The organism is Bradyrhizobium sp. LB13.1, assembly GCF_054056815.1.
Map to the genome: position 1 here is coordinate 7565808 of NZ_JBSRYQ010000001.1, position 23579 is coordinate 7589386.

Below are 23579 nucleotides of genomic sequence, written 5' to 3' on the forward strand. Positions count from 1 at the left end.
TCAGCGGATTTGGCTGGTATACCGACCACCTCACCCCTCGCCGTCAACCTCCAGCCCTGTCCCTAGCTCATCCGCCCCCAGATCGGTCAGCTCGCATTCCAGGCATTCGACGTCGAGGCGGATGGCGCCGCCTTGGGCAAACAGGAGCAACGCGCTGCCGCCGGGGGCGTCCTGGCCGTGAAATTCGATGCCAATGAGGTCCAGAATCATGTCCGCCGCGGCGAGGTCGATGTTGCGCGACTTGCAGGCGAGCACGCGGTCGAAACGCAGGGCGGCGATCAGCCTGCGCGGCTCGGCCTCGCCGTCCAGCATCTGCTCCCAGTCCAACCGGCTCATGCCGACCACCAGCCGCTTTTCGCTTTGCCGCCAGATGATGTCCGAAGGCTGCACGCGGGCATCCTGGACGTGGGCCGAGATCACGGCGAGGTCGTCGGCGTCGAGCGCGATCAATTTGAGCTGGGGAGACATCGCCGGCGCTTTCTCCTTCGGGCGGACAGGGCTCAACGCGCGCGGGCGCCAAAATTTCCCTGGAACTAACGCTCCACCGGACTAGAGACTATTGATATCCTCCATCTCCAGCACCTTGCGCGGATACCCCTCCCGGGCAACCCGGATCATGGCGCGGCCCATCTGCTCGGTCGAGGTGACGAGCCGCGGCGAGAGCCGGCGCAGCACCGACCAGAGTGGCCAGGTTACGGTATACACCGCCTGCACCCACGCGGTCTTGGAGCGGGCACCGTGCAGGGGCTGGATCGCGCCGGGCCGGAACATGTAGGCCGCCTTGAACGGCAGCTTGAGCAGATCGTTCTCGGTCTTGCCCTTGATACGCGCCCACATTCGCGAACCCTGCTCGGTGGAATCGGTGCCGGCGCCTGTGACGTAAGTGAAAATCATCTGCGGATTGAGCCGCGCCAGCGTCGTCGCCGCCGCGAGCGTGAGGTCGTAGGTGAGATGACGATAGCGCTCCTCGCTCATGCCGATCGAAGAGACTCCGAGGCAGAAGAAGCAGGCGTCGAAGTCGGTCAGTTGCGTTTCGATCGCCGAATAATCCGTGAAATCGCCGCGTGTGATCTCGGTGAGCTTGGCATTGCGCACGCCGGTCGGGCTACGGCCGATCGCAACCACGCGGTCAATGCCGGCATCGACCAGGCATTCGCGCAAAACGCCCTGCCCGACCATGCCGGTCGCGCCGAAGATGACGATCTGCATCGGGACGTTTCCTACAGCGTCGCGGCTCATGCGGCGGCTACGATCTCGTCGAAGGATATATTGGTCAACGTCGCCGAGACATCCCACAGCATGGCTGCCGAGGCAAAATCCTTTGCCTGCGGCATGATCTTCGCCGGCCTGGGTGGTCCCTTCAATTCGTAGAACCAGTTCGGACCGTAATAGCCGCCCGGCTCAGCTGCCGGCGAGGTCGCGGCCAACAAGGTCGGCAGCGCGCCTTCCGCGGCAGACTGGCTGATGAAGGGCTGCAGCCACCGGCTCACACGCGACTGGAACGTGTTCGCACCCGGCCCGTTCGGAATGAGATCGGTCCGCGCGTAGCCGGGATGTGCGGCAAGGCTCGTCAGACCCCAGCCGGCGGCGAGGCTGCGGCGCTGCAACTCCAGCGAAAACATCAGCATCGCCAGCTTGGACTGGCAATAGGCCCGCCACGGACGATAGGAGTGCCTGCTTTGCAGATCGTCAAAATTGATCGCGCCGGAGCGGTGCGCAAGGCTCGAGAGATTGACGACGCGCGCCGCCTTCGCCCGGCGAAGCTGCGGCAACAGCCGCGCCGTCAGCGCGTAATGGCCGAGATAGTTGGTGCCGAGCTGCATCTCGAAACCATCCGCCGTCTGCTGCCGCTTCGGCAGCGCCATCACACCGGCATTGTTGACGAGGAGGTCGAGCTGCTCGTTGCTGGCGGCGAAGCGCCTGGTAAAATCGGCCACGGACGCGAGGCTGGCGAGGTCGAGATGCTCGTAGGCGATCAGCGCATTGGGAAAGCGCCCGCAAATGCCCTCGATCGCGCGCAGGCCCTTTGCGTCGTTGCGCCCGGTGAGTATGACAATGGCACCGGCGCCCGCCAACGCCAGCGCCGTCTCGTAGCCGAGGCCGCCCGTCGCCCCGGTCACGACGGCGGTCTTGCCGCTGAGAGAGGGGATGTCTGCCGTGGTCCAGTCGGTCATGCCATAGCTCCGTCGGGGCTGGGAAAAGGCCCGCGACGGGTCTAAATGTGCACTGGGTGCAAGTTTGCAAGAGGTGAAATGATTTGAAGATTTCGAAGGTCGCCAGGAAATCAGCCGACAAGCGCGCCAAGCCGTTGCCGGCAGGGGTAAAATCCCCCGATGGCCCCGGCCTGCGCGAGCGCAAGCTGCAGGCGACTCGCGAGCGACTGGCCCGCGCGGCCATGGCGCTGTTCCTGGAGCGCGGCTTCGAGGCCACGACCATCGACGACATCGCGGCCGCGGCGGACGTGTCGCGACGCAGCTTCTTCCATTATTTCGCCTCGAAGGAGGACGTGGTGACCGCCTGGCAGGAGGGCGCAGCCGCCGCGCTGGTCGCGGAGGTCGTCGCGCGGCCTGCGGGCGAATCCATGCTGACCGCGGCGGAGAACGCGATCGCGGCGGCGCTCAAGCGGATCGACCCGGCCGAAGCGGCGGCAATGTCGCGGCTCAAGCGCGACAACCCCGCGCTTCGGGCACGCGACCAGCTCAAATACGAGAAGCTCGAGCACGCCCTGGCCGAGGGGCTTTCACAGCGCGCCAGAACCAAATCGGATAAGCTGAACGCGCGGCTCGTCGCCATGATCGCCACCGGCGCGATGCGCGTCGGCGGCGAGAGCTGGATCGGCGAAGGTGCGCGGGAGAAGCCGGAAGCTTTCGTCAAGCGCACGTTCGACGCGATCAGGGCGATATTGGAGTGAGGCCGCTCACCCCTTGAAGAACGCCAGCAGGTCCGCGTTGATGGTCTCGGCGTGCGTGGTCGGCATGCCGTGCGGAAAACCCTTGTAGGTCTTCAGCGTGCCGTTCTTCAAAAGCTTGGCCGACAGCGGCGCGGAATCGGCGTAAGGCACGATCTGGTCGTCGTCGCCGTGCATCACCAGCACCGGCACGTTGATCTTCTTCAGATCCTCGGTGAAGTCGGTCTGCGAGAACGCGACGATGCCGTCGTAATGCGCCTTCGCGCCGCCCATCATGCCCTGGCGCCACCAGTTATGGATCACCGCGTCCGACGGTTTTGCGCCGGGACGATTGTAGCCGTAGAATGGGCCGGCGGGGAGATCGCGATAGAATTGCGTGCGGCTGGCGGCGAGTTGCGCCTGGAGACCGTCGAACACGCTCTTCGGCAGGCCGCCGGGATTGGCCACGGTCTGCACCATCAACGGCGGCACGGCCGAGAGGATCGCGGCCTTCGCCACCCGGCTCTCGCCGTGGCGCGCGATGTAGTGCACGACTTCGCCGCCGCCGGTGGAGTGGCCGACGTGGATCGCATTCTTCAGGTCGAGATGCGCCGTCACCGCCGCGAGATCGTCGGCATAATGATCCATGTCGTGGCCGTCGGAGACCTGCGATGAACGGCCGTGGCCGCGGCGGTCATGGGCGATGACGCGGTAGCCGCGCGCGACGAAGAACAACATCTGCGTGTCCCAATCGTCGGCCGATAGCGGCCAGCCATGGCTGAACACGATCGGCTGGCCACTTCCCCAATCCTTGTAGAAGATATCGACGCCGTCCTTGGTGGTGATAGTAGGCATTGCTAGGCTCCTTGAATGATCAGACGAACGCCATCGGCTTGTAGCGGCGCCAGGCGCCGACGGTGAGCACCACGAAGAACACCAGCACGATGCCCTGCACCACGGCGAACACGGGGCCTCCCGGCGGCGCCGGCGGCACTGCGGGCGCGAGCGCGGCGAGCGCCGGCACCTTGAGGAACGACTGGATCACCAGCACGAAGACGTTGAAATACAGCGAGATCATCGCGGTCACGATGTAGACCGGACGCCAGACGCCCGCGAGCTTCATGCCGTACAGCGCGATGCAGGCGATCGCGAGCAGCACCAGCGAAATGATGCCGATGATGTGCGACGGCAGCAGCTCCTTGAACGGAAACAGGAAACCGGTGGCGCTGGTGAGGATCGTGAACAGCAGGAAGATCGCGGTGAGGCCCGGCATCGGCTTCGAGCCGAGCAGGCCGAACATCACGACGAGGCCGGCTGCGATGCCGATCAGGCTGATGATGACATGCACCATCGTGAAGGCGGGCAAGCTCAACCCAAGAATCATGACATCTCTCCTACTCGTCTCGCATTGAGATCGGAAAGATAGTATTACGGTCCTCATCGAATTGCCACCTGCGCCGGTGTCACATATGCGCGTGCGGCCATGCACCGTCGTGCGAATCGACAAACGCATGCTTTATTTTTTTGCACCGCTGTCACAAACGACGGCAGGTTTTCGAGGAAAGTTGAATCGAACGTCGCAACATCGGCCCGCCATCGGCGGGCCGATGCAAGACGAACTCACACTTCCTTGGTGTCGAAGATCAGCAGGTCGGCGCCGCCGCTGGCGAATTTCGGCACGTCAGCGCCGGTCGCCTTGCCTTCCGGGCTGCCGAATGCCGCCTGGATGTCGGCCGCGCTGTCGAAGGTGAGAATGGCGACCAGATGGATTCCGGACGGTCCGGCGGGGGAGCCGACCGGCCCCTTGCTGATGGCGTACTTCTTCAGGCCTGGAAGTTTCTTGGCCAGCGGAATGTGGGTCTCGGCATAATACTTGTCGAAGGCCGCAGGATCCGTGGGCGTTTTGTACAGCACGACGATTTCAGCCATTTAGTTCCTCCCGTTAAGCGTTTTGTTTGTAGATCCTCTCCATGGTGAGGAGCGTGCGAAGCACACGTCTCGAACCATGCAGGCCCGGCTTTGGCAGCCGGGCCTCGATCCTTCGAGACGCCGCTGTCGCGGCTCCTCAGGATGAGGGGATAGTCACGTATGACACGGCACAATGGCAAGTCACATTCGCCTTGCCATCTGCTTGTCTTCTACTTGGCTCATTGTTTGAGCACGATCTTTTCGGAAAACCGCTGCACACTTTTCCGGTTCGTGCTCTAAAGCGCCGGCTTTGCGGCGTCACCGAGGAAGCCGTGCAGGGAGGCCACGACTTGCGCGCCCTCGCCGATGGCGCCGCCGACGCGCTTGACAGAGCCGGAGCGAACGTCGCCGACGGCATAGACGCCGGGCACGGAGGTTTCCAGCGGCGCCACCAGCCGGCCCTGATTCTGCTCGGACTGCGCGCCTGTCACGACGAAGCCGCCGCGATCGAGCGTCACGCCGCAGCCGTCGAGCCAGTTGGTGGCGGGATCGGCGCCGACGAACAAAAACAGATTGCGGACGTCCGCAAAATCCTCGTCGGTCGAGAGCCGGCTCTTCCAGCGGATGCGCCGCAGCAGCGAGGCCTCGTCGCCTTCAAGCGCCGTGATCTCGGTGTTGAACATTAATTCAATGTTCGGCGTCGCTTCGATGCGCTCGATGAGATAGCGCGACATGCTGGCGCCCAGGCCGCCGCCGCGGATGATCATCAGCACGCGCTTCGCGTGCCCCGACAGGAACACGGCCGCCTGCCCCGCCGAGTTGCCGGCGCCGACCAGCGCCACTTCCTCGCCGGCGCACAGCTTCGCCTCGACCGGCGACGCCCAATACCAGACGCCGCGGCCTTCGAACTTGTCGAGGTTCTCGATCTCGGGCCGGCGATAGCGCGCGCCGCTTGCGACAACGACCGCGCGCGAATGCAGCGGGTCGCAGCCGTCAAGCGCCACCGAAAACGCGCCATCCTTGCGCGTGCAGTCGAGCGACTTCACCGTCACCGGGATCATGATCTCCGCGCCAAAATTTTTGCGCCTGGTTGAAGGCGCGCGCGGTCAGGGCCATGCCGGAAATTCCGGTCGGAAAGCCGAGATAGTTTTCAATGCGCGCGCTGGCGCCGGCCTGGCCGCCAAAGGCACGGGTGTCGAGCACGGCGACCGAGAGGCCTTCGGACGCGGCATACACGGCGGTAGCGAGCCCGGCCGGCCCGGAGCCGACGATCGCGACGTCGTAGATGCGGTCGTTGCGCGGGCCGCCGATCATGCCGATCGCGCGCGCAAGCTCGGTTTCGCCGGGGTTGCGCAGCACCGCACCATCGGGGGTGACGACCAGCGGCCAGTCTTCCGGCTTGGGCGAATAACGCGCGATGACGTCGGCGGCGTCGCGATCGCGCTCGGGATCGAGCAGATGATGCGGCTGGCCGTTGCGGGTGAGGAAACCCTGCAATCGCACCACGCCTGACGAATGCGAGGGACCGATCAGCACGACACCGCCGACACCGCCCTGAAGCAGATTGACCCGGCGCAGGATCAGGGCGCGCATGATGCGCTCGCCGAGCTCGGCCTCTGCGACCAGCAGCGCGCGCAGCCGCTCCGGCGGCAACAGCAGCGTCTCGACATCGCCTTCGGCGCGGCCGTCGACCAGCGCCGGCCGCCCCGAGAGCTGGCTGAGCTCGGCCAAAAATTGCCCCGGCCCCTGGTCGATCAACGGGGTGACGTGACCAAGGCCGTCGCGCTGGGTGATGGCGACGTGGCCCTTCAGCACGACGAACATGCCCGGCCCGGGCTTGCCGGTCTCGAACAGGAATTCCCCATCGGCATAGAGGCGGACCTCGCCGAAATGCCTGACACGCTCGATTTCGGCTGATGTCAGCGCCGGAAAGGTCTGTTCAGGGCGGGTGAACCGCGACATCTGCGCGTCACCGTCGGGTCGTTGCGATTCGTCCTGCCCCATTGCCACGTCCATGCACTCCAAAAAATTCCAGCCGCCGGATTCTAGCCGCCGGTCTTGCCAGCGGTCTTGCCGGCGGCCCCCTCATCTAGGGAACCATCCTCGTTCTGCGAGGGGTCGGCACTTGCGGCGCGTTCCCGCGCCTGCACCTTCCGCCGCTTCAAATTTTCGCGCAGCGCCGATTTCAGCCGGTCGTCGCGGGACGCCCTCGCCTGTCTCGGGTCCTGTCTCGAATCCTGCCGCTCGCTCTTGTCGTTCTCGTCAGCCATCGGGGTCCATTACAGCGATCGGCGATAACATGCCCGAGGAATAAGGCAGCTCAAGAGGCCCGCGCGATCCGATCGTGCGAAAATCGAAATGGATCGAATCCGGCGCATCGGGCAACTGGCCAGTTGGGTGGGATATCGGAACCGAATCCGCGGAAAGGCGGCCGTTTCGAGCCAAAACAAGCATTTTGGGCCCGATATCGACCTGATTTTATCGCTTTGGCGGGGCCTGCAAGCTTGCACAGGCGGGGGGCTTGTGGCAGATATCGGCCCGCTTGGTAGGCCCCTCGTGGCGGCCGATTCTCGATCCCAGCACATGCTGCCGTAGCTCAGTGGTAGAGCACTCCATTGGTAATGGAGAGGTCGACAGTTCAATCCTGTCTGGCAGCACCATTCCCTGGGTCAAATCACGCACAGATCAGCATTCTCGCGGCATCAAGCGCCCGAGTTTTGCTTTTTTCCGTAGCCCTCCTCTGTGAAGAGAGCGCAGGGAAGACCGGGTGCCGGCTGGCACCCGCGGTCCGCTGCGCGAAAGCACACGCAGAAAAACCGCACAGCAGCATACAGGTGTAGCCAATCACTCGGCCTTCCCTGCGCGATGGGTTGACGGCTTATGCCGCGCTCTCCCCGGCGACGAGTTCCTTTTTGTCACCGTCGCCTTGCGAATTGGCGATGCCTCAAGACCCGGTAGAGCCCCGATCCATCTCCGCAAGGCTTGACCGTAGCAACGACGGCCAGGACCACACGATTTTGCCGTACGCAGCATCACCCCGCTTCGCCCTGAAGGGCTTCGCAGGACGTTGGCGCCGTTCGTCCGCACGCAGAAGGACCTCACGAGGTTCATCTCGCCCTGATCCCGCCTCCCCGTGCCCGACGCTGCCGCGTCCACCGCCCCCCGATCCACGTTTCGTTACGACGGACGACCGCCCCTCTCCCTGGACCGGGATGGCGGGATTGATACCGCAATTCCGAATTTCGGTAAAGTGGAATCTTTTTATGATGGGGGATTGACGGGATTTTGGGGGAGGCGGGTGTGTTGCCCGATGGGTCGAATTTGCCCGGCAACTTGCGGGAGCGAAAAGAGCGCAACAACATGGTTCAAGTCTGTGATGGGTTTTTCTGCGCTCTCACGTCATTGGCGTGGGCAGGGTCCATGGCATTCGCCAGAAGTGCAGCATACAGCTCCTGCATTGCATCTCGGCTCTCGCGTTGCGCTTGTTCAAGCAATGGCGTCGCCAAATCTTCGGGGACAGGTTGCGGCTCCTCTAAGGAGCGTTCTTGGATGATCCGTTTTGTTTTGCGGGCGAACGCGTCGGCGTTCCGTTTACGGGCCTCACTCACGCGATCTCCGACCATCCAGCCGTAGATGTCTGCGATGGCTGGCGAGGCGGATTTGACGACCTCGACGGCCTTGCTAAGCGTCTTGGCGGCTTCCTCAACCGCTTTCTCGTATGGGAGATCAGGGCGTTCTTCGGCCATGCTGTTCCTCGCCTGATGGTCTAACGAATGAGACTATAACGCTCTACGGCCTTGCCGAACCTGCCGAAGGGTAAGGCGAAAAAAGCTCATCTGCAAAGGGGTGGTGTTAGGCGGGTAAGGGATCGAGCCTTGGACTCTCCTAAGCGATGGCAGCGCTATGATAATGCTTGTGCTCTATAGGATTTAACGAAGATCCCCGTCTTTTCTCCGTTTGCGTGGGGTTTCAAAGTACGGCCCATTTATTCGGGTGGCGGGCGTTGTTGGTAAGATAGGCCACGCGATGCTCACGTTGTTGGGAATTTGGGGTGTAGTCGTTTGGCAGCTTTCTGACAGCTCGTAGGATGAGTAGAGCGACTTGTCCGCCGTAGCTCGAAGAGGGTAAGCGGAAGCGAAACCCGTCGAGGGCAGTCGATGACGAAACATGATGGGTTTCGCAAATGCTCTACCCATCTTACGCTTGCTTGTTGGTAAGCTCAAACAACAGCTAACATACGCTCGACTGTATTGATTGAAAGGGATTTCAGATGCCGGACCACGCAAAGATACTCGCCCTAATCGCCGCTAGCGAAGACGTCGATAAGCTGCGTACCTGGATCGTGAATGCTCGAAAAGAAAAGCAAGCCGATATTGAGGAAGCCGCATTTCGACGTTTGATCGAAATTCTACCGAAAGAGGCGCCAGGTACGGTAGAGCATGATTTTTGGCGGACGGTCCATGCCTTCGAACACATCCTGAGCGAGGAGAGAGGAAAGACGACGCGGCTTGCGCGCACGCGGCAGAAGGTGGCGCGGGTCGGGGAGATCGAGACGCTTCGGGATTGGGCCGTGGGTAGCAAAAGCACGGATGGTTTTGCCATGCTAATCGAGCGAAACATGCCGGAGCTCACCGGAGAAGCCATTGTGTTGCGGCACACCGATCGGTTTGATGCCGAGGTCGTGTCGGCAGCAACCATGCGCCTCAAAGAAGCGGGGGTAGACGTTTCTCGTTTGCCCAAAAAAGCCGATTAGCTCGTAGGATGGGTAGAGCGGAAGCGAAACCCATCGAGGCCTTGGACTTTCCGCGGCGACCGTGGCGGAGCGATTTTGCATTTCAATCAGCGTCATTTCACCGAAGAAATCGCCGGGCTCCAGAACCGAAATCGGGATGACGCTCCCCGAACTCGCCCGTTTGCTCACCGCCAGCCGACCGGCCTTGACGATGAACATCGAGCGTCCCGGCTCGCCTTCCACCACGACGGTCGCGCCGGCATCGAAGCGGCACTCGACCAACATCGAATCAGGAGATCGAGACTTGGGTCCGGGAGACCACCGAAGAACGGCGTCGCGAGCAGGAACGCTTTCAGATCGGGGGCACTGACAACCATCGCGCGAACATACGCCCCCTCGCCGTCAGCGGCAATCAGCCGGTAGGATGGGTAGAGCGGAAGCGAAATCCATCCTACGCGCTACTGCCGCGCAACGCCCGCTTTCTCCAGAGGTCAGCGATGACCTTGATGGTCGCTGCGAGGACGAGCGCGCAAAGCGCCGCCTTCGAGATCGTCTCCATCGTCCCCTCGATCAGCAGGCAATGGGCCACGCTGGCTGCGACGATGACGATCGCGAGGGGAATATGGACGATGCGCCAGGTTCGCAGCCGCAGGCCCAATCGCCGGCGTAGTAGCGCCAGAAGCGCGACGGTGAAGATGGCCCACATCGCGGTCACGCCGAAGGGGGAGAACGGCGTCGGTGATGTATAGGTCAGGGCGTCGATCATGTCGGGCGGGCTGGTGATCCAGAGGCCAGCGACGTGGATCACCACCGCCAGGGCAAGCGCGCCGCCGATCCAGCGATGGGCGCGCCGGCCACGATAGGCCGACAGTCCCGGCAAATATCCGCCGATCAGCAGAGGCTGAACGAGTACGAGAGCAAGCGCGATCATCCCCGCGAAGCCGGCGAGGATGTAGACCGGGCCGCGCCATGCGAGCTGCTCGCTCCCCGCAGCGAGCGCGATCGGCACGCCAATGGCCAAAGCAAGGGCGACCCAGATCAGGGGCGGCCGCGCCAATCTCCACGGCGTCGTTTGCAATTCGATCAGGCCGGCTGAAGGACGAAATGCGCTTCGAGGCTGGTTTCCTTCGCGCTCCGCATCACCGGACGCAGGAAGACTGTCTTGAATTCACCGCTGTCATAGGCGAGGTGGCCATGCGGCTGGCCGAAGATGGGAATGATCTGCGGCATCTCGAGCCGGAACTTGCCGTCCTTGTCGGTGAGCGTTGCGCCATGGCTCTGCGGCTCGTGCTCCTGCCCTTCGGTCGTATGCGCCCAGATCTGGATGCGCTGCCCGGCAAGCGGAGCCCCGTCACCGGCGCGGCGCACCGTGCCGCTCATCCAGAAGCCGCCCTTGCCGATCCGATCCACGATCGCCGCGCCCTTGCGGTAGTTGTTCGCCCCGCCCGACATCGAATCGGTCGGTGCGAGGCCTTCGGCGCGGGCCGGTAGCAGGAGGCCGGAAACGCCGGTTGCCAAAACTCCGGTTGCAAGGACGGTGCCGCCGGCGACGAGGAGGTTGCGGCGATTGAGTACGACGATGGTCATGTCGGTTCCTCCTGGCGAGTGCAGTGGCTCCACCGAGAGTACAACAACAGGAGAGAGCCGCCCAGTTACCGCGAACGGCGCACCAGACCGCAATAACGGTGTTGTGAACGGGAGTGCAGGCCACTCGAACAGCTTCGTAGGACGGGGGGAGCGGCAGCGAAACCCATCGCCCTTACGCCCATGACAAAACATGATGAGTTTCGCAAGTGCTCTACCCATCATACACGCTGACACTACATGTGACGTGCCAGATGCGCAGATCCTTCACTCCGGACCCCACTCATGATCCCCTTCTCCGTGCTCGACCTCGCGCCCATCCGTCAGGGCGGCGATGCGTCGCAGGCTTTTCGCAATTCGCTTGATCTCGCCCAGCATGCCGAAGCCTGGGGCTACAAGCGGTTCTGGCTGGCCGAGCATCACAACATGACGGGGATCGCGAGTGCGGCGACGTCGGTGGTGATCGGGCATGTCGCGGGCGGGACCAGGACGATCCGGGTCGGCTCCGGCGGCATCATGCTGCCGAACCATTCGCCGCTGATCATTGCCGAGCAGTTCGGCACGCTGGCCTCGCTCTATCCGGGGCGGATCGATCTCGGGCTCGGGCGCGCGCCGGGCACCGACCAGCTCACGGCACAGGCGCTGCGGCGCGACCTCGCGACGAGCTCCGAGAATTTTCCGCATGACGTGCTGGAATTGCAGGCGCTGCTCGGCGACATCAAGCCGAACCAGACCATCCGGGCCGTGCCCGGCATGGGAACTAACGTGCCGCTCTGGATCCTGGGATCGAGCACCTTTGGCGCGCAGCTCGCAGGCATGCTCGGCCTGCCGTTCGCGTTCGCCTCGCACTTTGCGCCGCAAATGATGATGCCGGCGCTGCGGGAGTATCGCGCGCGCTTCGAACCCTCGGCGCAGCTCGACAAGCCCCATGCGATGGTCGGCGTCAATGTGTTCGCCGCCGACAGCGACGTTGAGGCGCAGCGCATGTTCACCTCGCTGCAGCAGCAGTTCATCAATCTTAGGCGCGGCACGCCCGGCCCGCTGCCGCCGCCGGTCGAAGACATGGACGCGCTGTGGTCGCCGGCCGAGAAGGCCATGGTCGCTCAGTCGCTATCGTGCTCGGCGGTCGGCTCGCCTGACGTGGTCGAAGAGAAGCTGAAGGCGCTGATCGCGGAGACCGGCGCGGACGAGCTGATGACGACGGGACAGATCTACGATCACGCCGCCCGGCTGCGCTCGTTCGAGATCGCGGCCGAGGTGCGGGACCGGCTGGCGGGGCAGCCAGCGGCGTGATCACCAGGATTGAGTGCGTGGCCTCCATGGTTCGAGACGCCCGCCTTTGGCGGGCTCCTCACCATGAGGGTCTAACATTCTCGCCGCGAAACCAGACCTCATCCTGAGGAGCCCGCATAGCGGGCGTCTCGAAGGATGGCCGCCGGCAACAGTCAGGCCTGCATCGTTCGAGACGCGCTTCGCGCTCATCACCATGAGGGTTGCGGACTAATCCGCAAATCCGAACAGCTTCGCCGGATTGTGCACCAAAATCTTCTCCAGCTCCGCCTGGTCGGGCGCGTAGCGGTACATCAGCTCCAGCAGATCGGCGTCGTTGGGCGGCTGCTTCACCGACACCGGATGCGGCCAGTCGCTGGCCCAGACGCAGCGGTCGACTGCAGCCTCGATGTAGGCGCGCGCGATCGGGATCACGTCGCCGTAGGGCGGGCCGGCCTTCGAGGTCTTCTCGCCGAGCGACAGCATCACCCAGAAATTTCCCTTGGCGAGCAGCTCGAGCATCTTGCGCAGGTTAGGATCGTCCTTGCCGGCCTCGGGATCGGGCCGCGCCATATGGTCGATCAGCACGGGCACGTCGAGATTTTCGTACTTGGCGACGCTGGAGACGATGCCGTCTTTCTCGGGCTGGATCTTGACGTACCAGCCGAGCTCGCGGATACGCGCGATGGCGCGAGCGAAGTCGGCGTCCGACAGCACCGCGCCAAGCTCCTGGCGGAAGCTGAAGCGCGCGCCGCGGACGCCTGCATCATGCAGCTTGGCGAGATAGGAATCGTTGGCCTCGGCGAACACCAGCGCGTTGGCGCAGCCGCGATAGTTCGGACCCATCGCGGCGAGGCCGTCGAGCACCACGGCATGATCGGCGCCGTACGTCGTAGTCTGCACGATGATGCCGCGCTCGATGCCGAGCGTCTTGTGGACGCGCAGCGCCGCTTCCCAGGTCGCGGTCGGCATCCGATAGGCCGCGCCTGGGACGCTCCGGATATTTATCCACGGGACCGAGCACGTGAAACTGGCTGTCGACGGTCTTGGGCGGCGGCGCCTTAACCGGGCGGCGCGGGTTCGGGTCGAACGGCAGATAGGTCGGCATGCGCGAAACTCCCTCAGTCGATCATTGCGGTGAAGTCGCACTGCACCAGCGCGCCGCCATCCATGTTGTCCATCGGCAGCGCGTGGCGCGCCGGACGCGAATGCTCGTCCGGAAACATTTTGAGCCACTCGACATTGACCGGGCCGCGGTCGTTGCGGTCCTTCAGCCACACCGTCATCTTGATGATGTCGTCGGTGGTGCCGCCGGCGGCCTCCACCGTCGCCTTCATGTGCGCGAACATATTGGCGCACTGCGCGTCCAGGCTCTCGGGCATCGCGCCTGCCGCATCGCGGCCGAGGATGACGCCCGACATCACGAGATTGCCGATGCGGCAGGCGTTCGGGATCGGATTGGCATGTTTGAAGCCGCCGATATGGATGCTCTTGCGACGCGTGTGACCGGTCATGATGCGCTTCCTCTTTATTGCTTGTTCAGACGAACTGGCACGACACCGAGCCGAAGGCGCCATAATCGGCGTGGAAGGTGTCGCCACGGCGGATGTCCACGGGCCGCGTGAACGATCCCGCCAGCACCACTTCCCCGGCGGCGAGATGTTCGTCATGCGGCGCGAGGCGGTTGGCGAGCCAGGCGATGCCATTGGCGGGATGGTTGAGCACGCCGGCCGCAAGCCCGGTCTCCTCGACCTCGCCGTTGCGGAACAACAGCGCGCCGATCCAGCGCATGTCCGCATCCATCGGGCGGAACGGCCGGCCGCCGAGCACCAGCGCGGCATTCGCCGCGTTGTCCGAGATCGCGTCCATGACTTTCCGGGTCTTGCCGGTCTCGGGATCGACGCGGTGCATGCGCGTCTCCAGGATCTCCAGCGCCGGGGTGACGTAGTCGGTGGCGTGGAGCACGTCGAAGATGGTGCAATCGGGACCGCGTAGCGGCGCCTTGAGCACGAAGGCGAGCTCGACCTCGATCCGCGGCGCGTGAAAGCGGTCGAACGGAATCGGCGTGGCGTCGGCATAGAACATGTCGGCGAACAGCACGCCGTAATCCGGCTCGGAGATGCCGACCGCGTTCTGCATCGCCTTCGAGGTCAGGCCGATCTTGTGCCCCTTGATGACGCGGCCGCGGCCGAGCTGGAGTTTGGTCCAGGCCCGCTGGACGGCGTAGGCATCCTCGATCGCGAAATCGGGATACTCCTTCGAGAACATCGGAATCAGCGTCTTGGTGCGCTCGGCCTCGTCGAGCCGCGCGGCAAGGCGTTCGATGGTGGCGGTATCGAGCATGGTCTACTGCTCCGCCGCGACGGTGTTGCGGAGCACGCCGATGCGGCTCGACGCGACCTCGACGACGTCGCCGACTTTAAGCCAGCGCGGCGGGTCGAAGCGGGCGCCCGCCCCGGTCGGCGTGCCCGTCACGATCATGTCGCCGGGGCTTGAGGGTCGCGAAAGTGGAGAGATAGGAGATCAGAAAATCGAACGGGAACATCAGCCGTTCTGTCGTGTCCTGCTGCCGTACCTCGCCGTTGACGCGCGTGATGATGTCATGGGGCCCGCGCGGGTCGAGTTCGTCCGCGGTGACGATCCACGGGCCGATGCTGCCGGAGCGGTCGAAGTTCTTGCCCTGCGTGACATTGAACTTGCCGTGGCGCAGCCAGTCGCGGATCGTGCCCTCGTTGCACAGCGTCATGCCGAAGATGTGCGCCCAGGCCTTTTCGCGCGGAATGTGCCGGCCGCCCTGGCCGATCACGATGACGAGCTCGCCTTCGTAATCGAGCTGGTCGGACACATGAGGCTTCTCCAGCGGCTGACCGGAGCCTGTCATCGAGGACATGCTGCGCACGAACAGGCTGGGATATTTGGGCAGGTCCGAGCTGTCCTTGTACTCGGCGTTGCGCTCGGCATAATTGACACCGATGCACCACAGCTTCTCCGGCGCTAGCACCGGCGGAAGCAGCACGAGATCGTCCAGTGCGTGGTCCGGCTTTTGTCCGGCGATGGCTTCCTGCGCGTCGGCCAGCGCATTGGCCGCAATCAGCGCCCTCACGTCGGAGAAGTCGCGGCCGATCCGCCTGGTCAGATCGACGACACCGCCTTCAACGGCGGCACCGTAGCGCGGCTCTCCGTCCAGAAGATAGCTCACGAGTCGCATTGTCGTTCTCCAATGGTCTTGACGGCGCGGCCCAAGGCTGCGCGCTTACTCGGTCGATTTGGAAGTCTGGAACACGCCGCGCAGCGTCACGATCTCGCCGAGCCGGGCGTAGCGTGGCCCGCCGATCCGCGCGATCGGGTCGAGCGCCGCCGTCTCGACCTTGCCGTCGTTCACGAGGCCGTCGCGAATGTGGAACATCACGACCTCGCCGACGATCAGCCGGCTGCGGGCATCGCCGAATTCGAGGCATTGCCGGAAACGGCATTCCATCGCGACGGGTGCAACGCCAAGCCGCGGCACCTTGATGCGCTCGCTCGGATGCGTCTCCAGGCCAAGCTCCGCGACCTCGCTGATCTCAGGCGGATGCTCGACGGAGCTGTCGTGCACCGCCTGCATCAGCGGGGTATCGGCGATGTGGATGACGTATTCCTCGGTGTCGAGGATGTTGTGCGCGGTGTCCTTGTAGTCCGCGCCCTTGCGGCCGACGCTGATGGCCAGCATCGGCGGCTTCTGCGAGACGAAGGTGAAGGCGCTGAACGGTGCGAGGTTGAGCACGCCTGAGCGCGACAGGCTCGTCACCCAGGCGATCGGACGCGGCACCACGATGCCGGTCATCAGCCGGTAGATGCGCTCGGCGCCGAGCTCAGCGGGGTCGATCCGCATCGATCAATCCGCCTTGATGTTGGCCTTGCGCACGATCGGAATCCATTTGGCGTCCTCACGTTCGAGATAGGCCTTGAACTCGTCCGGCGTCATCGCGACGGCTTCTCCGCCGAGCTTCTCGAACCTGTCGACCACGGCCGGGTCTTTCAGGATCGCGGTCAGCGCCTCGTGCAGCTTGTCGATAACAGGCGCCGGCGTGCCTGCCGGTGCGAACAGGCCGGTGAAGGTCTGGCCGTCAAAGTCCTTGTAGCCGAGTTCAGTGAAGGTCGGTACGTCAGGCAGCGACTTCAGGCGGTGCGGGCTGGTGACGGCCAGCGCCCGGAACAGGCCGGCCTTGATGTGCTGCAGGCTGACCGTGAGCTGGTCGAACGCGAACTGCACCTGGCCGCCGAGCAGGTCGTTGACCGCAGGCGCATTGCCGCGGTAGTGCGCGGTGACCCATTGCAGATCGAGGCTGGACTGCATCAGCTCGCTGAGCAGATGGTTGGTGGTGCCGGGACCGGGCGAGGCCATGGTCAGCTTGCCGGGCTCGCGCTTGGCGAGATCGATGAATTCCTTGAATGTGGTCGCCTGCACGGAGGGATGAACCTCGAGCACCAGCGGCGTCATCGAGATCGTCGTGATCGGAAGGAAGTCCTTCTTCCAGTTGTAGGCGTCGCGCTTATTGATCTCGGTTGCGAACAGCACCGGGCCGTTGGCGCCGACGAACAGCGTGTAGCCGTCGGGCGCCGATTTCGCAAACGCCTCGCCCGCGATCATGCCGCCGGCGCCGGCCTTGTTCTCGATGATGAAGGGCTGGCCAAGCTTTTCCTGAAGCTTGTCGGCGATGATGCGCGCCGCGCTGTCGACATTGCCGCCGGCCGGATAGGGCACGATCAGCTTGACGTTGCGCGCCGGCCATTGCTGGCCCGACGCCGGTCCCGCCAGCATCGTCGCTGCTGCAGCCATGGCAATCCAGATTAATCTCATGTTAACCTCCCGGCAGCGCTTGCAATTCCAAGTCGCTTGCAATTCCAAGTCGCTTCCAATTCCAAGTCTTCGAATTCGACGTCGAATGCCCAGACGTTGCTCATGGCATCTCGATCGGAGCGCAATCTCCGAATGCGCGCTTTACCTGTCGAGTGAATTGTGGCGTTCTTGTCCATATTATGGACAGGACGACTTCCGCAAAATCCGCCCGCCGCATGACGGAACCGCGACAAGGCGCGCAGGCGATCCGGCGCGCGCTCGCGGTGCTGCGTATTCTTGCCGCAGGCCGCGAAGACGGCGTGCCGCTGGCCGAGGTGGTGCGGGCGACCGGCCTCACCCGTCCGACCGTGCATCGCATCGTCCATGCGCTGATCGAGGAAGGCATCATCGAACGGCACGACAAATCCGGCCGCTACGCGATCGGCAATCAGGTGCCGGAGCTCGCGCTCGCACGGGCCCGACCGTCGCGGCTGCTGATCGCCGCCAATCCGTCGCTGCAACGTGCGTCGACCGAGATCGGCGACACGCTGTTCCTGACGGTGCGGACCGGCAACGACACGCTGTGCGTCGATCGCAGGATCGGCGTCTATCCGATCCAGGTGCTCTCGATCGAGGTCGGCGCGCGCCGGCCGCTCGGCGTCTCCAGCGCAGGCGTCGCCATCCTCGCCGCGATGCCGGCGCAGGACGCGCGAAAAATCGTCGCAGCCAACGAGAAGAGATTCGAGGCCTACCGGACCGACGTTGCGACGGTGCTGGGCGAGGTCACTGCCGCGAGGCGGCTGGGATACGGCATGAGGGAGATCGGCCTGGTGCAGGGTACGAAATCGATCTCGACCTGGATCAAGACGCCGGACGGCCGCCCCGCTGCCGCGATGACCGTCTCCGCCGTTCGGACGAGGCTCGGCCCCCGCCGCGAGCAGGAGGTCGCGGAGATTCTGCTGCGGGAGGCGCGCGCGATCGAGCAGGCGATCCGGGGCGGTGTTGCCCAGGACGTGTACTCATAACGTCGGCTTGCCAACGCAAACCGGAAGTTTCCCACCTCGGGCGTGATCTGCGGCTTGTGGACCCATAGGCGACTTTGGGGGCCGCCCATGGATGCCGTCTCATTTTCCCCAGCGGGCCCATTCATCGTAGTACACCATAATTGATCGCGGCGCTGTGACAGTGCATTCGTGGCTTGTTGTCGGCCTCGACGGATTATCCGGAACGCCAATCCAGGTAAGCATTTTCTTGCGCTCATCCCACAGCAGATCAAATTGACCAGAACGACCAGCGACTCCGAACCTAATGAAGCCATCGTCAGCCCCCGTGATGTTGCCCGACATGATCTCGGCCGCGGATTGGGTCTCTAGAACTACTGTTTTTGTAGAGCGATCCAAAGTGACGAAATATGGACCATATTGGCCTGGGCAGGTGAGCGAAAAGGCATCGACCGGGTCGCGACGTTTCGGATCAAATTGCTCCGGCTGCCAGAATGCGGAAAGCATTGTTCTGCCGGTAACTTCCGCGCAGGCGTGTCGCAGCAAAGGTCTTCCCAGTTCTTCTGCGGGCATTCCCGGCCACGTCATCACGTTGCGCTGGCGGTTGAAGGAGAAAAGGATGCGTCCTCCCGTGGCCCTGAGGCTGAAGTCGAGTTGCGCGTCGGTTGCTGCGATGATCTCGCCCGTCACAATGTTCCCACCGGCGCGCTCAAATACAAAATGGTTTGTCTTGAGGTCGTAGGTTACGAAGTAAGGTTGCTGCTGCTGATAGTATTTGCCGTCGCACCGAACGGATGTTGGTTCGGCTTCTGCCTGCAGGGCGCAAGCGAAGACCATGAACAGTGATAGTATGAGATGTCGCATCGATCACCAGCCTAGGTTGCTACCTCCTTATGATGCCTCAGCGTTTATGCTCCGATAACGCGAAGCGCGGCTTTTACACCATTTCGACATTTCGGGTTCGATCAGAATACAGGAATGGACCGAGACGAGCGCGACTTCTGGATCTGGCCCATCTGCGACCTCGGAGGCCATCCGCTCTTCGGCCGATGTTGGCGGTAAACCGGACATCAAGCGGCCAGCCGCTTGGTGAGTGCAGGGCCTAGCGGATGGTCCACTCCCCCGCATGCGAGGAGAAAGGAGCGTCCTGCCGTTGCAGCCACGGGCTCGCATCACACTCTCGTTGCGAGCCGCCGCGCGCCGTAGTCAATGGGCTGACGCAGTGCGCGGTTTGTGGCACAAGAGCCGCCTCCGCCGACCGACCAACGAGGCCACGCATGCCCGCGCCAAAACCGCCCGCCTTCGAGACCCTGAGCCTGCATGCGGGCCAGCATCCGGATCCCGCGACCGGCGCCCGCGCGGTGCCGATCTACCAGACCACGTCCTACGTGTTCCAGGATTCCGATCACGCCGCCGCGCTATTCAATCTCGAACGCGCCGGCCATATCTATACGCGCATCTCCAATCCCACCACCGGCGTGCTGGAGGAGCGGCTCGCAGCACTGGAGGGCGGCGTCGGCGCGATCTGCACCGCGAGCGGCATGGCGGCGCTGCATCTCGCCATCGCCACGCTTCTGAACGCCGGCGACCATATCGTGGCGTCGAGCTCGCTCTATGGCGGCACCATCAATCTGCTGGCGCACACGCTGCCGCGCTTCGGCATCACCACGACTTTTGTGAAGCCGCGCGATCTCGATGCATTCCGCGTGGCGATCAAGCCGAACACAAAGCTGGTGATCGGCGAGACCATCGGCAATCCCGGGCTTGAGGTGCTTGATATTCCGAAGGTCGCGGCGATCGCGCATGACGCGAAAATTCCGCTGCTGATCGACAACACCTTTGCCACGCCCTATCTCAGCCGTCCGATCGAGCTCGGCGCCGACCTCGTCATGCATTCGGCGACCAAATGGATCGGCGGCCACGGCATCGCCATCGGCGGCGCCATTGTCGACGGCGGCCGGTTTGATTGGCGTTCATCCGGAAAATTCGGCGTGCTGACCGAACCCTATGGCGGCTATCACGGCATCGTCTTCGACGAGCAGTTCGGCACGGCTGCCTTCATCATGCGCGCGCGCACCGAAGGCCTGCGCGATTTCGGTGCTTGCCTGTCGCCGACCAACGCGTTCCAGCTCCTGCAGGGCGTGGAGACGCTCGGCGTGCGCATGGACCGCCACATCCAGAACACGCATCTCGTGCTGCAAGCGCTGAAAGCCAACAAGGCGGTGGATTGGGTGCTGCATCCCTCGCTCGAGGACCACGCGGATTACCAGCTGGCAAAACAATTGCTGCCGCGCGGCGCCGGCTCGATCGTCTCCTTCGGCATCAAGGGCGGGCGGCCCGCGGGGCGCAAGTTCATCGAATCGCTGCGCATGATCAGCCATCTCGCCAATGTCGGCGACGCCAAGACGCTGGTGATCCACCCCGCCTCGACCACACATCAGCAGATGGACGCCGAGCAGCTCAAGGCCTCCGGCATCGGCGAAGAGCTGGTGCGGCTGTCGGTCGGCATCGAGACCGCAAGTGATATCATCGACGATCTCAGCCAAGCGCTGCGCATCTCGCAAAAGGTCTGACACCATGAAGCTTTCCGTCAACGGCGCCGAAATGTTTGTCGCAACCGGCGGCCGCGACTTCGACAGATCCCTGCCTGCGGTCGTCTTCCTCCATGGCGCCGGCTTCGATCGTTCGACCTGGGCACTGCACACGCGCTGGTTCGCCCATCACGGTTTTGCGGTGCTGGCGCCTGATATGCCCGGTCACGGCCGCTCCCCTGGACCATCGCTTGGCAGCATCGCCGAGATGGCCGACTGGACGGCCGCGCTGCTGGATGCGGCCGGAGTTACGAAGGCGCATCTGATCGGCCATTCCATGGGATCGCTGATCTCGCTAGAGACGGCGGCGCGTCACCCGGACAAGGTCTCCGCACTGAGCCTGATCGGCACGGCCGCGACCATGACGGTCGGCCCGGATCTGCTGAAGGCGGCCGAGGCCAACGACCGGGACGCGCTCGACATGGTCTCGATCTGGGGCCTCGGCTTCAACGCCGAGCTCGGCGGCAGCCTCGCACCGGGCCTGTGGATGCATGGCGGCGCGCAGGCCGTGCTCAAGACTTGCGAGCCGGGCGTGCTGTTCAGGGATTTGTCCGCCTGCAATGCTTACGCGAATGCGCTCACCGCTGCCGCGAGCGTGAAGGTGCCAGTCACACTCATCCTCGGCGAGCGAGACATGATGACACCAGTGAAGGCCGGCAAGGCACTCGCGGCCGCGATCCCGCATGCGAAGACAATCGTGGTACCGGGCGCGGGCCACATGATCATGGCCGAACGCCCGGATGAACTGCTGGCTGCGCTCAGGAACTGAAAGGATCAATCGTCCATCTTGCGCGTTGCGGTCAGACATCCCTGTGAAATCCAGAGGGAACTGAACCTATGCCAAGACAGGAAGTCATCCGCAAAGCCAGACAAGACAAGCGTGCCGGCAAATCGGCAAGCACGCAGGCCGGCGAATTCGTCAAGGACGAGATCGACAAGATCCGCAAGGGCAAGCATGGTGCGCGCTCGACGCGGCAGGCTGTCGCCATCGGTCTGTCCGAGGCGCGCCGCGCCGGCGTCGATCTCCCGCCGCCGCGAAAGGGACGCGTCAAGAAGACGACGCGCCGCAGCGCCAAATATGCCTACGAGGTCGGCCAGGGCAAGCGCACTCCGAAGCGCCGGCCGCGCGTGTCGCGGGCCGTCGAGGAGGTTTTGAAAAAGGAGCCGCGCTCGACCGCATCGCGCAGTGCATTGTCGAAGCAGGGCAAGCGCGCCGCGGGCCGGCGAACGGCTGCGTCGCGTTCGGCCGCGGCCCGCAAGGCGAGCCGCACCAAGGGCGCCAACGTCCGCTCCGCCGCCGCAAAGAAGGCGGCACGCACCAGGGCGCGCCGCCGGAGTTGAGTCTCGTTTCGCTCAGGAACCCGGCGTCCACTTCCAGACGATGTCGGACACGTTGACCGGCTTCGGAATCAGGCCAAGCTTTGCAAAACGGTCGGCGACCGCCTGCTGGCTCTTGGTCACCTCGGCGTCGAGCGGCACCACGCGATAGGTGGAGCGATTGACGAAGCGGCGGACCGCTTCGATGTCGACGCCGGTCGCCTCGGCCTGTGCCTTTGCGACCTCCTCGTGATGCGACTCCGCCCACACGCCTTCAGACGCAAAGGCCGTATTGAGCTTTGCGACCAACGAGGGATACTTCTCGACGAAATCGGTGTTGGCGATGTAGTAGGCGTTCGGCTTGTGCACATCCTTGTCGAAGACGAGAACCCGAGCGTTCTCCTTCAATTCGGCGAGCGCCAAATAAGGATCCCAGATCGACCAGGCATCGACCGCGCCCTTGACGAAGGCCGCCGTCGCATCGGCCGGCGCGAGCGGCGCCGGGGTGATATCGGACCAGGACAGGCCTCCCTTTTCGAGCGCCACGACCAGGAGATTGTGTGCGCTCGATCCTTTGCCGAAGGCGATGCGCTTGCCCTTGAGGTCCGCCAGCGATTTGATCGGCGAATCCTTCGGCACGATGATCGCTTGATTGTCGCCGTCGGACTTCACGGCCGCGACATAGCGGATCCTGGCGCCGCCAGCTTGCGCGAAGATCGGCGGCGTATCGCCGACAAAGCCGAAATCGACGCTGCCGACATTGATGGCCTCCAGCAGCGGCGGGCCGAACTGGAAGTCGATCCACTTGATCTCGATGCCGAGCGGCTTGAAGGCGCTTTCGAGCGTTTGACGTTGGCGAACCGCAGGGAAGAAGCCGCCCTTCTGCGTACCGATGCGGATTTCGACCGGCTTGTCCTCAGCGCGCGCCGGTGCGGCAAAGGCGGTCGCGAGCAGAAGCGACGTTGCGAGAATGTGTCGTCGATTGATCATGACGTGGCCCTTTCGGTGGGATCAGTTGGCGAAAAATTGGGAATTCGCGCGCCGGCTTCGTTCGGAGAACACCGCACGGGCAGCACGCTCGGCTTCGCGCGCCGAGCGGAACTGGCGACCTTCGAGACTGTCGAACAGCCGCTCGGAGGAGAAGAAACGGAAGCCGCGCGCGTCTCGCGTGACGATGCCGGCGGCGCGGTCGTGGATTTCGATGATGTAGGCGTTGGACTGCTGTTGGGACATGACTGCTCGCTCGCCGGGGTCTCGGCGTTCCTGTCTTGAGATTTGCTGCGTGAAGTGCTGTGAGGCGCTGTGAGGTGGCGCTCAGCAGCAACAACAGGCGCCGGTTGCCGCCGAGAAACAGCGCCGCGTCATGCACGCATGCATGTCGTTGTTGTTGCGCTGGTGATCGGTTCTCATGTGGCGGCTTCGGCTCAAGGAGCAGTTTCGATGCTGCGAATATCGAGGGATTGACGCGTTC

General features: G+C 63.8%; 24 protein-coding genes, 1 tRNA gene and 4 pseudogenes. 8 read left to right on the top strand and 21 right to left on the bottom strand.

Going from position 1 to position 23579, the window contains the following annotated elements; genetic code table 11:
• Window positions 1-30: 30 nt before the first annotated feature.
• From ACVWYI_RS36735 to ACVWYI_RS36745, 3 genes are all read right to left on the bottom strand, one after another.
• The gene (locus ACVWYI_RS36735) at window positions 31-468 is read right to left on the bottom strand and encodes a DUF2948 family protein (protein ID WP_247351301.1); all 438 of its coding nucleotides are present in this window, start codon (window positions 466-468) and stop codon (window positions 31-33) included.
• Window positions 469-549: 81 nt separating this feature from the next.
• Window positions 550-1209 (bottom strand): NAD(P)H-binding protein, encoded by a 660-nt coding sequence (locus ACVWYI_RS36740; RefSeq protein WP_247351302.1) that lies wholly within the window; start codon window positions 1207-1209, stop codon window positions 550-552.
• A gap of 26 nt (window positions 1210-1235) precedes the next feature.
• Window positions 1236-2174, bottom strand: a complete 939-nt coding sequence (locus tag ACVWYI_RS36745) for an SDR family oxidoreductase (protein ID WP_247351303.1) — start codon at window positions 2172-2174, stop codon at window positions 1236-1238.
• Between the two features lie 83 nt (window positions 2175-2257).
• On the opposite strand from ACVWYI_RS36745, the gene ACVWYI_RS36750 reads away from it, so the two are divergent.
• Window positions 2258-2911 (top strand): TetR/AcrR family transcriptional regulator, encoded by a 654-nt coding sequence (locus tag ACVWYI_RS36750; RefSeq protein WP_456664418.1) that lies wholly within the window; start codon window positions 2258-2260, stop codon window positions 2909-2911.
• Between the two features lie 6 nt (window positions 2912-2917).
• Here the strand turns inward: ACVWYI_RS36750 and ACVWYI_RS36755 are convergent, their stop codons facing one another.
• From ACVWYI_RS36755 to ACVWYI_RS36775, 5 genes and pseudogenes are all read right to left on the bottom strand, one after another.
• Window positions 2918-3742, bottom strand: a complete 825-nt coding sequence (locus tag ACVWYI_RS36755) for an alpha/beta fold hydrolase (RefSeq protein WP_247351305.1) — start codon at window positions 3740-3742, stop codon at window positions 2918-2920.
• 19 nt (window positions 3743-3761) lie between these two features.
• Window positions 3762-4271 carry a hypothetical protein gene (locus ACVWYI_RS36760; RefSeq protein WP_247351307.1) on the bottom strand — a complete coding sequence of 170 codons (510 nt, stop codon included), beginning with the start codon at window positions 4269-4271 and terminating at the stop codon, window positions 3762-3764.
• A 236-nt stretch (window positions 4272-4507) separates the two neighbouring features.
• A complete protein-coding gene (locus tag ACVWYI_RS36765; protein ID WP_247351310.1) occupies window positions 4508-4816 on the bottom strand; it encodes an EthD family reductase in 309 nt (102 codons plus the stop codon).
• A 275-nt stretch (window positions 4817-5091) separates the two neighbouring features.
• Window positions 5092-6799, bottom strand: a pseudogene (locus ACVWYI_RS36770) (FAD-dependent oxidoreductase).
• A 41-nt stretch (window positions 6800-6840) separates the two neighbouring features.
• Window positions 6841-7065: a hypothetical protein gene (locus ACVWYI_RS36775; RefSeq protein ID WP_247351315.1), complete on the bottom strand. Its 225-nt coding sequence runs from the start codon at window positions 7063-7065 to the stop codon at window positions 6841-6843.
• Between the two features lie 315 nt (window positions 7066-7380).
• Here ACVWYI_RS36775 and ACVWYI_RS36780 point away from each other — a divergent pair.
• Window positions 7381-7455, top strand: a tRNA-Thr gene (locus tag ACVWYI_RS36780).
• 705 nt (window positions 7456-8160) lie between these two features.
• Here the strand turns inward: ACVWYI_RS36780 and ACVWYI_RS36785 are convergent.
• The gene (locus tag ACVWYI_RS36785) at window positions 8161-8541 is read right to left on the bottom strand and encodes an Abi-alpha family protein (protein ID WP_456664419.1); all 381 of its coding nucleotides are present in this window, start codon (window positions 8539-8541) and stop codon (window positions 8161-8163) included.
• A gap of 524 nt (window positions 8542-9065) precedes the next feature.
• On the opposite strand from ACVWYI_RS36785, the gene ACVWYI_RS36790 reads away from it, so the two are divergent.
• A complete protein-coding gene (locus ACVWYI_RS36790; protein ID WP_247351507.1) occupies window positions 9066-9548 on the top strand; it encodes a hypothetical protein in 483 nt (160 codons plus the stop codon).
• Between the two features lie 42 nt (window positions 9549-9590).
• Here the strand turns inward: ACVWYI_RS36790 and ACVWYI_RS36795 are convergent.
• The 3 genes and pseudogenes from ACVWYI_RS36795 to ACVWYI_RS36805 form a co-directional block, all read right to left on the bottom strand.
• Window positions 9591-9904 (bottom strand): annotated as a pseudogene (locus ACVWYI_RS36795) (cyclic nucleotide-binding domain-containing protein); the annotation flags it as partial.
• A 74-nt stretch (window positions 9905-9978) separates the two neighbouring features.
• Window positions 9979-10584 carry a ferric reductase-like transmembrane domain-containing protein gene (locus tag ACVWYI_RS36800; protein WP_247351319.1) on the bottom strand — a complete coding sequence of 202 codons (606 nt, stop codon included), beginning with the start codon at window positions 10582-10584 and terminating at the stop codon, window positions 9979-9981.
• Window positions 10585-10610: 26 nt separating this feature from the next.
• Window positions 10611-11114, bottom strand: a complete 504-nt coding sequence (locus ACVWYI_RS36805) for a peptidase associated/transthyretin-like domain-containing protein (protein WP_247351321.1) — start codon at window positions 11112-11114, stop codon at window positions 10611-10613.
• A 282-nt stretch (window positions 11115-11396) separates the two neighbouring features.
• On the opposite strand from ACVWYI_RS36805, the gene ACVWYI_RS36810 reads away from it, so the two are divergent.
• The gene (locus ACVWYI_RS36810; protein WP_456664420.1) at window positions 11397-12404 is read left to right on the top strand and encodes an LLM class flavin-dependent oxidoreductase; all 1008 of its coding nucleotides are present in this window, start codon (window positions 11397-11399) and stop codon (window positions 12402-12404) included.
• Window positions 12405-12611: 207 nt separating this feature from the next.
• Here ACVWYI_RS36810 and ACVWYI_RS36815 read toward each other — a convergent pair.
• The 6 genes and pseudogenes from ACVWYI_RS36815 to ACVWYI_RS36840 form a co-directional block, all read right to left on the bottom strand.
• Window positions 12612-13488: pseudogene (locus ACVWYI_RS36815) on the bottom strand (amidohydrolase family protein).
• Window positions 13489-13501: 13 nt separating this feature from the next.
• Window positions 13502-13894: a RidA family protein gene (locus ACVWYI_RS36820; protein ID WP_456664421.1), complete on the bottom strand. Its 393-nt coding sequence runs from the start codon at window positions 13892-13894 to the stop codon at window positions 13502-13504.
• A gap of 25 nt (window positions 13895-13919) precedes the next feature.
• A complete protein-coding gene (hpaH, locus tag ACVWYI_RS36825) occupies window positions 13920-14723 on the bottom strand; it encodes a 2-oxo-hept-4-ene-1,7-dioate hydratase (protein ID WP_456664422.1) in 804 nt (267 codons plus the stop codon).
• A 3-nt stretch (window positions 14724-14726) separates the two neighbouring features.
• Window positions 14727-15588 (bottom strand): annotated as a pseudogene (locus ACVWYI_RS36830) (fumarylacetoacetate hydrolase family protein).
• Window positions 15589-15633: 45 nt separating this feature from the next.
• The gene (locus tag ACVWYI_RS36835) at window positions 15634-16251 is read right to left on the bottom strand and encodes a flavin reductase family protein (RefSeq protein ID WP_456664423.1); all 618 of its coding nucleotides are present in this window, start codon (window positions 16249-16251) and stop codon (window positions 15634-15636) included.
• Window positions 16252-16254: 3 nt separating this feature from the next.
• Entirely contained in the window at window positions 16255-17220 is a 966-nt protein-coding gene (locus ACVWYI_RS36840; protein WP_247445277.1) for a Bug family tripartite tricarboxylate transporter substrate binding protein, read from the bottom strand.
• 179 nt (window positions 17221-17399) lie between these two features.
• On the opposite strand from ACVWYI_RS36840, the gene ACVWYI_RS36845 reads away from it, so the two are divergent.
• The gene (locus ACVWYI_RS36845) at window positions 17400-18224 is read left to right on the top strand and encodes an IclR family transcriptional regulator (RefSeq protein ID WP_247445279.1); all 825 of its coding nucleotides are present in this window, start codon (window positions 17400-17402) and stop codon (window positions 18222-18224) included.
• A 99-nt stretch (window positions 18225-18323) separates the two neighbouring features.
• Here ACVWYI_RS36845 and ACVWYI_RS36850 read toward each other — a convergent pair whose 3' ends face one another.
• Window positions 18324-19064, bottom strand: a complete 741-nt coding sequence (locus tag ACVWYI_RS36850; protein ID WP_247445280.1) for a hypothetical protein — start codon at window positions 19062-19064, stop codon at window positions 18324-18326.
• A gap of 413 nt (window positions 19065-19477) precedes the next feature.
• On the opposite strand from ACVWYI_RS36850, the gene ACVWYI_RS36855 reads away from it, so the two are divergent.
• From ACVWYI_RS36855 to ACVWYI_RS36865, 3 genes are all read left to right on the top strand, one after another.
• Window positions 19478-20773 carry an O-acetylhomoserine aminocarboxypropyltransferase gene (locus ACVWYI_RS36855; RefSeq protein ID WP_456664424.1) on the top strand — a complete coding sequence of 432 codons (1296 nt, stop codon included), beginning with the start codon at window positions 19478-19480 and terminating at the stop codon, window positions 20771-20773.
• Between the two features lie 4 nt (window positions 20774-20777).
• Window positions 20778-21560, top strand: coding sequence for an alpha/beta fold hydrolase (locus tag ACVWYI_RS36860; protein ID WP_456664425.1), 783 nt, complete (start codon window positions 20778-20780; stop codon window positions 21558-21560).
• 68 nt (window positions 21561-21628) lie between these two features.
• Window positions 21629-22132, top strand: coding sequence for a DUF6496 domain-containing protein (locus ACVWYI_RS36865; RefSeq protein ID WP_247351340.1), 504 nt, complete (start codon window positions 21629-21631; stop codon window positions 22130-22132).
• Window positions 22133-22144: 12 nt separating this feature from the next.
• Here the strand turns inward: ACVWYI_RS36865 and ACVWYI_RS36870 are convergent, their stop codons facing one another.
• Window positions 22145-23098 carry an aliphatic sulfonate ABC transporter substrate-binding protein gene (locus tag ACVWYI_RS36870; protein WP_456664426.1) on the bottom strand — a complete coding sequence of 318 codons (954 nt, stop codon included), beginning with the start codon at window positions 23096-23098 and terminating at the stop codon, window positions 22145-22147.
• Window positions 23099-23119: 21 nt separating this feature from the next.
• Entirely contained in the window at window positions 23120-23341 is a 222-nt protein-coding gene (locus ACVWYI_RS36875; RefSeq protein WP_247351482.1) for a hypothetical protein, read from the bottom strand.
• Window positions 23342-23579: the final 238 nt, after the last annotated feature.

Bases quoted from the DNA above. Each gene is read 5' to 3' on its own strand.
- ACVWYI_RS36840 (WP_247445277.1), bottom strand. From the start codon at position 17,220: ATGAGATTAATCTGGATTGCCATGGCTGCAGCAGCGACGATGCTGGCG.
- ACVWYI_RS36850 (WP_247445280.1), bottom strand. From the start codon at position 19,064: ATGCGACATCTCATACTATCACTGTTCATGGTCTTCGCTTGCGCCCTG.
- ACVWYI_RS36870 (WP_456664426.1), bottom strand. From the start codon at position 23,098: ATGATCAATCGACGACACATTCTCGCAACGTCGCTTCTGCTCGCGACC.
- ACVWYI_RS36810 (WP_456664420.1), top strand. From the start codon at position 11,397: ATGATCCCCTTCTCCGTGCTCGACCTCGCGCCCATCCGTCAGGGCGGC.
- ACVWYI_RS36835 (WP_456664423.1), bottom strand. From the start codon at position 16,251: ATGCGGATCGACCCCGCTGAGCTCGGCGCCGAGCGCATCTACCGGCTG.
- ACVWYI_RS36820 (WP_456664421.1), bottom strand. From the start codon at position 13,894: ATGACCGGTCACACGCGTCGCAAGAGCATCCATATCGGCGGCTTCAAA.
- ACVWYI_RS36790 (WP_247351507.1), top strand. From the start codon at position 9,066: ATGCCGGACCACGCAAAGATACTCGCCCTAATCGCCGCTAGCGAAGAC.
- hpaH (WP_456664422.1), bottom strand. From the start codon at position 14,723: ATGCTCGATACCGCCACCATCGAACGCCTTGCCGCGCGGCTCGACGAG.
- ACVWYI_RS36865 (WP_247351340.1), top strand. From the start codon at position 21,629: ATGCCAAGACAGGAAGTCATCCGCAAAGCCAGACAAGACAAGCGTGCC.
- ACVWYI_RS36755 (WP_247351305.1), bottom strand. From the start codon at position 3,742: ATGCCTACTATCACCACCAAGGACGGCGTCGATATCTTCTACAAGGAT.
- ACVWYI_RS36845 (WP_247445279.1), top strand. From the start codon at position 17,400: ATGGACAGGACGACTTCCGCAAAATCCGCCCGCCGCATGACGGAACCG.
- ACVWYI_RS36745 (WP_247351303.1), bottom strand. From the start codon at position 2,174: ATGACCGACTGGACCACGGCAGACATCCCCTCTCTCAGCGGCAAGACC.
- ACVWYI_RS36785 (WP_456664419.1), bottom strand. From the start codon at position 8,541: ATGGCCGAAGAACGCCCTGATCTCCCATACGAGAAAGCGGTTGAGGAA.
- ACVWYI_RS36860 (WP_456664425.1), top strand. From the start codon at position 20,778: ATGAAGCTTTCCGTCAACGGCGCCGAAATGTTTGTCGCAACCGGCGGC.
- ACVWYI_RS36760 (WP_247351307.1), bottom strand. From the start codon at position 4,271: ATGATTCTTGGGTTGAGCTTGCCCGCCTTCACGATGGTGCATGTCATC.
- ACVWYI_RS36740 (WP_247351302.1), bottom strand. From the start codon at position 1,209: ATGCAGATCGTCATCTTCGGCGCGACCGGCATGGTCGGGCAGGGCGTT.
- ACVWYI_RS36735 (WP_247351301.1), bottom strand. From the start codon at position 468: ATGTCTCCCCAGCTCAAATTGATCGCGCTCGACGCCGACGACCTCGCC.
- ACVWYI_RS36775 (WP_247351315.1), bottom strand. From the start codon at position 7,065: ATGGCTGACGAGAACGACAAGAGCGAGCGGCAGGATTCGAGACAGGAC.
- ACVWYI_RS36805 (WP_247351321.1), bottom strand. From the start codon at position 11,114: ATGACCATCGTCGTACTCAATCGCCGCAACCTCCTCGTCGCCGGCGGC.
- ACVWYI_RS36875 (WP_247351482.1), bottom strand. From the start codon at position 23,341: ATGTCCCAACAGCAGTCCAACGCCTACATCATCGAAATCCACGACCGC.
- ACVWYI_RS36855 (WP_456664424.1), top strand. From the start codon at position 19,478: ATGCCCGCGCCAAAACCGCCCGCCTTCGAGACCCTGAGCCTGCATGCG.
- ACVWYI_RS36765 (WP_247351310.1), bottom strand. From the start codon at position 4,816: ATGGCTGAAATCGTCGTGCTGTACAAAACGCCCACGGATCCTGCGGCC.